Raw genomic sequence first — 10,033 nt, forward strand, 5'->3', positions numbered from 1 at the left:
AACTGTTGCATCAATGAGACTGATGGCGGGACACTTATCAAGAAGGCCCTGGTATCTGGTCCGGTTCACGGAATATCCATGCAGAAGCCGGTATACCTGCCGGTGCGGGCGTTCTTCGGTGTGGTCGCCTTTGCAGGCGGTGGTGCCGTAGCATTTCCAGATGCGTCCGGCGTTGAAGTTTGCGGTGTCGCAGTGGACGCGGTTGTCGGAGAAGAGGGCATCAAGGACGGCGAGACATCTCTTGACGAGCCGGGTGGCCTCCCCGTCGTTGGGAAGGTCGATGCGGTAGAGGAGGTGGGCACCGTTGCCGGAGTCGGCCATGATTGGTTGCGGGAATCCTCTCTTTGTGAGCCATGCAGCCACGGTCTCGGCACGTTTGAGGGCGGCGGCATGCTCTGCATCGGTTGCGGAGACGCCGCTGGGCCGGACGGGGTCGAGGTCGATGGGGAGCCAGCGGCGGCGGACGATGTCGGCATCAGCGGTGGTGGCGTCGCTCCGGGAGAGGCGTTGTTTGACGCGGTTGGCCCAGCGGGACAGGAGAGCGGGATTCACTTCGTTGAGGCTGACGTAGATGCCTGTGACATCACGGAATGCGTCCAGTGTTCTCGCCTTCCCGGCAAGGGCATCAAAGTCGTTGAAGTAGCCGCTGTGGACGCCGCCGTCGCCGAGGGCCCGGAGTTCGACGACGTCACCGTCGGGAAAGAGGAGGGAGAGGGTTTTTTGGATTTCGTTTTCCGTCTCACTTCCATTCCCACTCCCACTCTCATTCTTATTCCCATTCTCACTCTCACTCCCATTCTCACTCCTGCTTCCGCTGACGTTCCGGGCGGGGCTGTCGGGTTCAGTCTGCATGCCGCCCACCTCGCGGGGAACGGCCAACGCCAGCGTTCGGGGAACGGGTGGTGAGGCTGATCACATAGTCATGCCTACCGGTCCCCGCCGGATACTGATCTCAGAGATGATTCCCTTGTAGGTGTGAATCTCTCTGGAGAGGGCCTGCGGGAGGCGGTCGAGGGGAACCGGTGCTGCGGTGATGACCGTCCGTTCATTCTCCGGGAATTTTATATTCTCCGCCGTTGACGGTTCATCGGCGGTTCCCTGCGAAACACTGTTGGCGCATGTTCTTGTGATGGGGCTGCCGTTTTCTCTTCCGGGTTCTGTTCCGGTTTCGATTTCTGTTCTGGTTTCTGTTCTGGTTTCTGTTCCGGTTTCTGTTCCGGTTTTTGTTTTTTCAATTTCGTTCATGGAATTCATCTCCTGTGCACGAAACACATAGTGTCCACTATCGCATGTGGGGATAGCAGCGGGGCATACAGAAGAAGTCTGTGATGATACGACACGCATACACACACTTCTGCCAGTCGGTTGCCCGGTGGCGACTGACATATGAAACTATTACTTTGGGTAATATTAATCTGTCCTAACACGGGATGGTTTTTGGAAAAAGATCAGGACATCCGACCGAACGGGATGGGACTTTGACCGCGAAAATGATCCAGACGAAATCGGTGAAGTCATCATCGAACGCAACGTGATTCTCCTCGTCTGCCTGGTCAATTCCAAATGCCAATTCCGTTGAGTCGTTGACAAGACCGGGATGATGGTCGCCGGATATGCGGGTTTTTTTCTCCTGCAACTGCGGATCACGGGTCTTGATATTGTGGGCGAAATCCCTGTCCCCGGACAGATAAAACACAAATAATTCACAAATAACGCCAAAATGATGCACAAATACTCATAAAACGTGCCTGAGGCCCGGAATGACGCATCCTCACAGACGGGCGGAGCGGGACGTTCACCGCCGGAGACATCCCATACATCCTCTCAGAATATTCGCAAATGACACCCCCATATTAGTCTATAATTCACCGTTTGTTTTGGGAATAACCGGCAGAACAACACCATTTTCCCCGCAGCAAAAAGATGTCAAAAATACGCTCATTTCACGCCCCGATTCCAAAAAGAGATGGTCAAAACAGAGGAGATCAAAGGGGGAATTTTTTATGATTCGGGACGCATTGTCCCGGATGTCAGAAATTATTTTTAACATCCCTGTTGGTCCAAAGGATTTCAGGAACACGGAAAAGAGCCTTTCCACAACTTTCCACTAAGATGATTTGAGGTTAACATTTTCACGTCATTCGGGCCGGTTAATCCATTCTGGATACCGTTTTATGCTGAAGTAATGAAACGGTAGAAACAACGCCCGGGAATAAAAAACCAAAAATATGCTTTTAACCAGTATTCGCAACCATTTCCAGCCGGTTTACCGATCAATTCTCCAACGGACCTACTGTTCCATACTGTTTCACCCCAAAATGAAACAGTAACTCATCTACCGTTACATATTTGAGGAATGTTGATGTAACAGTAGTCATGGATTTAGAGGAACTGATCTATCTGATTCAGTCTGGAGAATCTGAAGTCCTTGAATTTAAGGAAACAGCAGGAAAAAATATACATCATGAAGTTGCCGCCTTTGCAAATTCCGAAGGTGGAATAATAATTGTCGGCGTTGCGGATAACGGAAAAATTGTTGGAACTGATGTAAAAGGAGCAATTGAAAAGTTAACGAGTTCAATTCAGGCGATAATTCCCCCACCGGCAATAAAAACGCAGAAGATTTCAATAGATGATAAAGATCTTCTGATAATCAGTGTCGGGAAAAGCACTTCTCTTTGTTCGCTCGGCGGTGTCGTATATATAAGAGCGGGGACAGGAGTCAGACCACTCTCCCTGCAGGAGATAGTGATGCTCTTCTCTGAAATGGGGACGATCAACTGGGATGAAATTCCCATGCTCGCCGTGGAAGATGCCCGGCCTGAATATATTGACTGGTTTTTTGAAAAAGTAAAAGAAACGAGAGGAAAAACAATCTCAGAGGAGAATAAGTCCAGGTATCTGAGGAGTGACGGTGCGATAAAAAATGACAGGCTGACAAATGCAGGAATACTATTCTTCACAGAAGCAACTGAACACATACCATCTGCCAAAATACGGAAGATAGGCATGGGAGAGGATGGCCCTTTATGGAGCAAGGAGTATGAGGGCCCGGTATGGAAAACTGTTGAAGAGGCATATTCCGGTCTGATCCATGACATAAAATCAGTCGATGTTGTCGCCGGAACACGAAGAATTAAAATCGAACAATATCCACCAAGGGCCATTCGTGAGGCACTGATAAATGCAGTTGCCCACCGGAACTATACGATAAGTGCTGATGTGAAGATACTAATTTATCCTGACAGATTTGAGATAAAAAACCCCGGTGGGCTTATGCCCGGCGTGAATATAAAAGATCCAGAGCATATCCCGAGAAATCCGTCAGTTTCAAATCTTCTGTATGACACGGGCTATATCGAACGGTATGGTTTTGGAATAAAAATGATTGAAGAAGAGGTGAAAAAACATCCATTATGCTCGGTTGAATTCAAGGCAGGCCCCGCAGCATTTACGGTAATCTTCAGAAAAGATATCTCTTCAGCCATTGATGAAACTGACAATCAAATTCTCAATCTCCTAAATATACCCTTAAAAAGCAGTGAACTCGCATTAAGGCTGGGATTTTCTAAGAATAAGGTATTAAAACGAATTAAAAAGCTGGAAAACCTTGGCCTTGTTGAAAAGAAGGGTTCGGGATCACACACACATTATACCATAAAGAAATGAATGGGATTTTTCTCATAATTATTTTTTCACAATTTTTTTCTAACAATCATTACTCACAATTTTTCTCACACTCTTTTTTTATTTCCAGGCGAAAAACATTTCATCCCCTGCCCTTTCCCATTTTATTTTACGATCAGATACTGATTTGACAACAGTCAACAGTCAGTGAACCATGTCCGGGCGGGAATAAAAACTGTGTCAGAGCATGGAGAGAGATTGTGCCAAGACATGAATGGAGACGGTGCCAGGAAGCGAGGAGACAGGGATTGTCTGCATACTGCGCAGGCGTCTGGCATCCGTTGGATCTCTTCCGGTTCCCATAGGCGGAGGATGGCGGATGGTGCCTGGGGGGTGAGATGGATGACCATCTAAAGAGGAATGAAATGCAGGCCGATAAAGACTGATGAGTAATAATTGAACAATTTTTTTATAGTAATATATATTTCATTCCTCGGACTATTTTCACCAAAGGATATTGGAAAGATATTCTGGATTACAGTGGAAGTAAAAATGCCTCAAAAAAACTATGAAAGTATCGAAATCCATAATGATCAACCCATAGATGACGCTCACCATTTCAATTTTGACATTTATTCTGAAAAACTAGCCAAAATAATTCTATCAACAAAAAATAAACCACCATTTACAATCGCAATAAATGGAGGATGGGGAACAGGGAAAACTTCTCTGATGAAAGCAATAAAAGAGAATTTAGAAAAGTCTAATGATAATAATCAGGAAAATCAAAGAAAAATAATACCAGTCTGGTTCGATGCCTGGAAATATTGTCAAACTGATTCTCTCCTTTCTGCCCTGAGCCTTGAAATTCACGATTCAGTAAAAGAAAATCATAGCTCACTAACAAAAGGAAGATTCAATCGATATAAACAAAAATGTTATTACTTTTTTCATCGTCATGAAATCAACAAAGGTTTAATTATCGATGATACTCTCAAATTTGCACTTTCAACGGTCAGTTTAATTAATGGTATTCCACCACTCAATTCATCTGAATTGTCTGTTTCCAATTGGATCAATAAACCAGTGTATAAAGATAAATTATCTTACTATAATCGATTCAATCAATTCTTAGATGCAATAATTCAAACGCATTTTCCAGATTCTAAAAATCCTAATAACTCAAAAACAAGGGATTCTTCAGATAATGCTGCTCTGGTAATATTTATTGACGATCTTGACCGTTGTCCTCCACATTCCGTTACAAATATTCTTGAATCAATTAATTTGTTTTTTGACAAAAGTCAATGCATCTTTGTTATTGGTGTAGATTTGCCAAAAATAGCCTGTCTGATTGAAAAACACTACAATAAATATTCTGATCAAAAAGAGGGGAATACAAAGAGTCCTGGAAATAAAGCATCTTTTAAAGGACTTGAATATCTTCAAAAAATGATCCAGATTCAATTCACAATTCCCGCAATTCATGAAAAAGAACTCAAATTATTCATTGAGGAATTGGTTGGTGATAATGAATGCTTAAAAGATAATTCGTCTCTTATTGTTGAGGCGCTTCAACGTCCAAATATCAGAGAGATAAAAAGATTTTTCAATAGTTTTGTGCTCCTTTCGAATTTAATTCATTCAATAGACAATAAAGGAGTAAATGATAATATTCTCCTTAGGTGGCAATTAATTGATTATAATTTTCCAGAATTAGTAAAAAGTATTTCATTTGATCCTTATTTATTGATAGCAATATATGATTTTAATATCAATATGTTGCCATTTATCCAAGACCATGACCGGCTTGAATATGAATATGGTTTTACTATTGAACAAATTTCACTATTTGATCAATATTGTGATAATTCGCTTTTAGAAAAAATTTTAAAAAATGGAGAGCCTTTCACAAAAGAAACCATAGAAGACTGTTTGCACCTTTATCGATTTACCAAATTAATGGTCAACGATGAGGGTAATATTACAGTCGCCGCAGGTGGATATGGAATATACACAATAGGTAAAAATATTAAATTTTCAGGAACGAATACCAGAACCAACACTACGTATCTTTTCATTGTTGGACCAAAATTAGCTCCTAAAGGCTCAAATCTAAAAGACCACATGCTCGAAGTAGAAAATAATAAACCAGATTCATTTTCATTCGTTGATGTTGAATCTGATAGCACTTGGAGTTTCCATTGGAATACACTTTACAAAAATTTAGTCCCAGGAAATTATCAGATGTTTGCCGTCTCAAAACCAAATAATCTGGGTAATTTAGAAAATTTAGATTATGCAACGGTATCAATAACCCTTAGAGAACCTTTTATTACAGCTACCACAAGCACCCCCACGATCACACAAAATGAGCAACTTATCATTACAGGGAATGCAGAGGGAATAGTAAACAAGGCATATATTTGGATTATTGGAAAAGAAGAACTATTCCATTACCAGATTCAAATAGACCAGAATGGTGCTTTTGATTTCCCCCTGCCATCTAATGATTTACAATCAATGCAAAATGGACAATATTTTGTTCTGGTAACTTACCCATTCTATAAAGAAAAATCCTCACTGGAATATAAGGATGGGAAAATCTTACATTTTGATCATAATACCAATGTGAATGAAATAAATATTAAGGATATGAATGGGGCGGAAATCGCACAATTGTTAATAGAACTATTAAATTCAACGGGTGATGAGGCTTATTACAAGCTAACGTTCATCAAAGATCTATAAAGTCAATAATCGTAATAAGAACTATAATTTTTTGAACGATTTTATCCCTCAAAATTTTTACACAGATCATATTACGCTGTAAATTTGTTTGTACCACTCTTCTTCTTTAAACCAAAATTCCTTTGCCGAATTCCTAATTAAATTTTCCTTTGAGTCCAATTCAAGTTCGTTAGCAATTAAATTCAATGCATCATGCGGATCTGAATCTATAATTGCATCCCTTCTTGAATTAGAAATCTTAGTTGAATAAATTGCTAAAGCTTTTTCACGGATCTTTTCTTCAAAACTTATTGGTACAAAAATAAACTGGAAACAGAATTTGTATCTATCATCCATTAGCGAGTTCATAATTATTTTTTTATTCTGTGGAAATTTATCAAGATTAAATTCGGGATACCTTTTAGAATTAAGGGATTCAGAAATACTTTTATGGAAAGAATTTATTAATTTCTCCGTGTCCTCTCCATCAGAGTCTTTTAATACATAAAAATTTATGACTTTTCGATTCTTGTCCCGCATGAAGAATTCTTGGATAATACGAGGCAAAAATTTGGATATTAAATCATGCCCATTATCGTTCTGAATTATCACTGAACATTTAGACCAATAATTAGGATTCCTAAATATCCTGGCAAATTTAGAAATATCATTATCAATGCGATGAGAGTACAGACCAGGATTCTTGACTTTGAATAATTCTTCCAAAAAAATACCATCATGTATTCCTTCACATAGCAATTGGGGAACCATGATAATCACAATCCTCGAAGATCGGTATTTATGGACTCAATTTCATTTACTGCCTCCAAACCATCCCATATTTCGGCCTTACTTGAATGCATACCCACAATTTTATATAATTTTATTACTTGGATTTCATCCAAGCGGTTGTCTAGTTTAGCATTTTCCAAAATAGAATCAAGAAAATCTTTTGAATGAGTAGAAATGAAAAATTGAGCATTTTTAGAGCAATCTAAAATGGATTTAGCAACCACTTCAATATAACCCGGATGGAGAGAAACTTCTGGCTCCTCTAGCACAACAACACCTTCCTTAGCAAGAGCACTTAAGAATAAAATTTTTAGCATTGAAATGAAGCCATCACCCATAGAGGACAGGGGAAGTTGTTTTTGATTCCCATCAAGCGAAATATAAATCCCACTATCAGTCTTTCGGATATCACAAATATATGGAATCATTTCAGTTACTTGATCAAGTGTTTCTCCAATCAAATTATTTTCAATAATTTTATCATGCAATTTACTAACTATTGCCGCAGCATCCCTTTTATCAAAGTCTGTTTCCAAAGGTATTGATGGAACATTACCAGACAGAATTGGAAAAAAATCACCATTGTGGTAATCTAAAAATCCATTTATATTGGTAACATCATACTTTTCGATGACTGGCGGACATATTAAAATGTTTAAGTTATTTATTTTATGATCCTTATCCATCAAGTACATTATCAACTTTTCACTTTGGTAAATATCAGTTACCAATTCCTCACTTTTATGAGAAATATTATATGCGATTGCATTCTCTAATAATTCACTTTCATCAAACTCTCTCAAATTTGACTGTATTCTTTTCTCAAAAAATACATTATCCGATATAATTTGTTGATTTTTTCCGAGAAAATGACGAGATGTTTCCAGATATCTACGTTTTATCCGATTTATGACTTCAGGAGCCGTGAAATATTGGTCAATTTTTTCATCAAAATAGGAACTTGCCAATTCATTTATTTTTTCAAGGCTAGAAAAACCTGTTTCACAATACTCAATTACGACTCTAAAATCTCCAAAAGAGATATCAATTGGATATTCATCGTTATTAAAAATATATTTTTATAGTATACTTATTAATTATTTTATTAATTAAATTTTGATTATAATTAGATCCAACTTTATTATCGAAGGAAGCTAATATTGCAATTGATTCAAGAATTGAAGATTTTCCACAGTTATTTGGGCCAACGATTATATTTACAGATCGGGGTTCAAACTGAATATTTTCAATTGCCCGATAATTTGTAATGGAAATCTTCTCAATTTTAGACATACCTTTTGGTATATCGACTGTCATGATATTTATTTCACATGCTATGATTTGAATGATTAAAGAGATATCAATTAGGAAGCAGTCTCATACAACGATAATAAAGATACAAATGAATACTAAAATTTAAATGTCCAAATTCTAATTTCAGTCTATACAAAATTAGCCAGAGCGAAGAGCCGCAAAAATTTACGCATATAGAGGTCAAATTTTTCAAAACAAATCAGCTGTCTGAAGCCTAGGAATTGTTGAAAGCAGGGTGAAGAATTTCAGGAAGCGATAAAAACTAAAATACACTGAGTATAATAATCGGAATTATTCATAATGAATCCCATTTTTTCACAATACCTCAAAACCCCACCCAACCCACCCACCACCGTCGCCACCCATCCAATCCACGGGCCGGGGTGAGCCACCCATCCCAGAAGAAACAATCGTCCCAAAACCCACTCACTCACCAGAACAATCCCAGAAAATTAACCCGCCGTTGACCATATTATAGTCAAAAACCAAACTTCTAAGAATATCAAGTTTTCTCCATATGATGCCAAACGTTTATTTTTGAAATTAAACGATAGTAATCGCTTAATCGCATTTACTATTAGTTCAAAAAGAAACGTTCGCCACTATAATACACATAATTAATACCCATACCGCCCCACACCCGTCAATTATTCAACCAATCATTCCATACCATCAATTATTATCACAAGAATGAAAGACAAACATATGACACCATCCGGTTTCGTGAACAGGAAACGGGAAATACGGGACGCCTTCGTATATCTGCTAATCGTTCTTGCAACCTATTTCTTTTGCCAGACCCTCATTGTCATTACTCACGAGCACATCCACAGCACAACAGCATATCTCCTCGGAAACATGGCCGATCCTCTTGCAATTTACTGGGGAAATCCCATAACCCTCACCGGCTGGGATGAAGGGGTTGAATATTCATCCCTCTTTGCAGCAGGGGAGGGTGTGCATGCTGCGATAATCGCTGTGATGCCACTGATCTTCCACGCGATTGTTGTCACCGGCGGGATATATCTCCTGCTGTCCAGGGCCCTGCTTCAGAAAAAGTGGGCATATCACCTCGTATTCTGGTTCGTCATCGTGAACCTGGCAGAGCTGATTGCCTATATGCCAATACGGGCGTTTTCCCTCCATGGCGACATCGGCAACATCAACCATGGCCTGGGACTCAACCCATGGATCACCCTTGTTGTGGGGACGCCTCTTGTCATCATCATGCTCTGGTACCTGCTCAGGCACGTCCTTCCGGGGATGTATACTATTGTTGCCGGGGACTCACCCCTCAAACAGTACATCATCCTCATCACCATGGCCTTCTTCCTTTTCTTATTCACCAGTGGAATCCGGATGGCACAGGCACATGAATGGCTCATGAGTCTCATCGGTTTTCTCGCATTCGCACTGGTCATCCTGTCCTGCAGGCCGAATCTGCGATGGGTCGTTGCAGAAGAGCAGCAGTTCACGGAGAAAATGAAACAGGCAGAACATGAGCTGAAAACGACAAAATAAAAATGGATTTGCCGTTTAGACCGGAGAAAATCGTATGACCAATACCTGG

The 10,033-nt window shown here is 40.1% G+C and carries 8 protein-coding genes and 1 pseudogene; 3 read left to right on the plus strand and 6 right to left on the minus strand.

Going from position 1 to position 10,033, the window contains the following annotated elements:
• From MKMG_RS08930 to MKMG_RS08940, 3 genes and pseudogenes are all read right to left on the minus strand, one after another.
• Nucleotides 1–852 (minus strand): annotated as a pseudogene (locus MKMG_RS08930) (hypothetical protein); the annotation flags it as partial.
• Nucleotides 853–912: 60 nt separating this feature from the next.
• Nucleotides 913–1,245 carry a hypothetical protein gene (locus MKMG_RS08935; RefSeq protein WP_165077407.1) on the minus strand — a complete coding sequence of 111 codons (333 nt, stop codon included), beginning with the start codon at nt 1,243–1,245 and terminating at the stop codon, nt 913–915.
• A gap of 175 nt (nt 1,246–1,420) precedes the next feature.
• Nucleotides 1,421–1,636 (minus strand): hypothetical protein, encoded by a 216-nt coding sequence (locus MKMG_RS08940; RefSeq protein WP_165077409.1) that lies wholly within the window; start codon nt 1,634–1,636, stop codon nt 1,421–1,423.
• Nucleotides 1,637–2,376: 740 nt separating this feature from the next.
• Between MKMG_RS08940 and MKMG_RS08945 the strand changes: the two genes are divergently transcribed.
• Nucleotides 2,377–3,669, plus strand: a complete 1,293-nt coding sequence (locus tag MKMG_RS08945; RefSeq protein WP_165077410.1) for an RNA-binding domain-containing protein — start codon at nt 2,377–2,379, stop codon at nt 3,667–3,669.
• A gap of 498 nt (nt 3,670–4,167) precedes the next feature.
• Nucleotides 4,168–6,378, plus strand: a complete 2,211-nt coding sequence (locus MKMG_RS08950) for a P-loop NTPase fold protein (protein ID WP_165077412.1) — start codon at nt 4,168–4,170, stop codon at nt 6,376–6,378.
• 66 nt (nt 6,379–6,444) lie between these two features.
• On the opposite strand, the gene MKMG_RS08955 is transcribed toward MKMG_RS08950, so the two are convergent.
• From MKMG_RS08955 to MKMG_RS08965, 3 genes are all read right to left on the minus strand, one after another.
• Nucleotides 6,445–7,128, minus strand: a complete 684-nt coding sequence (locus MKMG_RS08955; protein WP_165077414.1) for a hypothetical protein — start codon at nt 7,126–7,128, stop codon at nt 6,445–6,447.
• Nucleotides 7,129–7,133: 5 nt separating this feature from the next.
• Nucleotides 7,134–8,117 carry an ATP/GTP-binding protein gene (locus MKMG_RS08960; protein WP_165077416.1) on the minus strand — a complete coding sequence of 328 codons (984 nt, stop codon included), beginning with the start codon at nt 8,115–8,117 and terminating at the stop codon, nt 7,134–7,136.
• 97 nt (nt 8,118–8,214) lie between these two features.
• Nucleotides 8,215–8,466, minus strand: coding sequence for an AAA family ATPase (locus MKMG_RS08965; protein ID WP_165077418.1), 252 nt, complete (start codon nt 8,464–8,466; stop codon nt 8,215–8,217).
• A gap of 687 nt (nt 8,467–9,153) precedes the next feature.
• Here MKMG_RS08965 and MKMG_RS08970 point away from each other — a divergent pair.
• Nucleotides 9,154–9,984 (plus strand): hypothetical protein, encoded by an 831-nt coding sequence (locus MKMG_RS08970; RefSeq protein ID WP_254059154.1) that lies wholly within the window; start codon nt 9,154–9,156, stop codon nt 9,982–9,984.
• Nucleotides 9,985–10,033 lie beyond the last annotated feature (49 nt).

It is taken from the genome of Methanogenium sp. MK-MG, assembly GCF_009914725.1.
Taxonomy (GTDB): domain Archaea; phylum Halobacteriota; class Methanomicrobia; order Methanomicrobiales; family Methanomicrobiaceae; genus Methanogenium.

What these genes read in the sequence shown, in the direction of transcription:
- MKMG_RS08935 (WP_165077407.1), bottom strand. Translation starts at nt 1,245, where the DNA reads ATGAACGAAATTGAAAAAACAAAAACCGGAACAGAAACCGGAACAGAA.
- MKMG_RS08945 (WP_165077410.1), top strand. Translation starts at nt 2,377, where the DNA reads ATGGATTTAGAGGAACTGATCTATCTGATTCAGTCTGGAGAATCTGAA.
- MKMG_RS08955 (WP_165077414.1), bottom strand. Translation starts at nt 7,128, where the DNA reads ATGGTTCCCCAATTGCTATGTGAAGGAATACATGATGGTATTTTTTTG.
- MKMG_RS08965 (WP_165077418.1), bottom strand. Translation starts at nt 8,466, where the DNA reads ATGACAGTCGATATACCAAAAGGTATGTCTAAAATTGAGAAGATTTCC.
- MKMG_RS08970 (WP_254059154.1), top strand. Translation starts at nt 9,154, where the DNA reads ATGAAAGACAAACATATGACACCATCCGGTTTCGTGAACAGGAAACGG.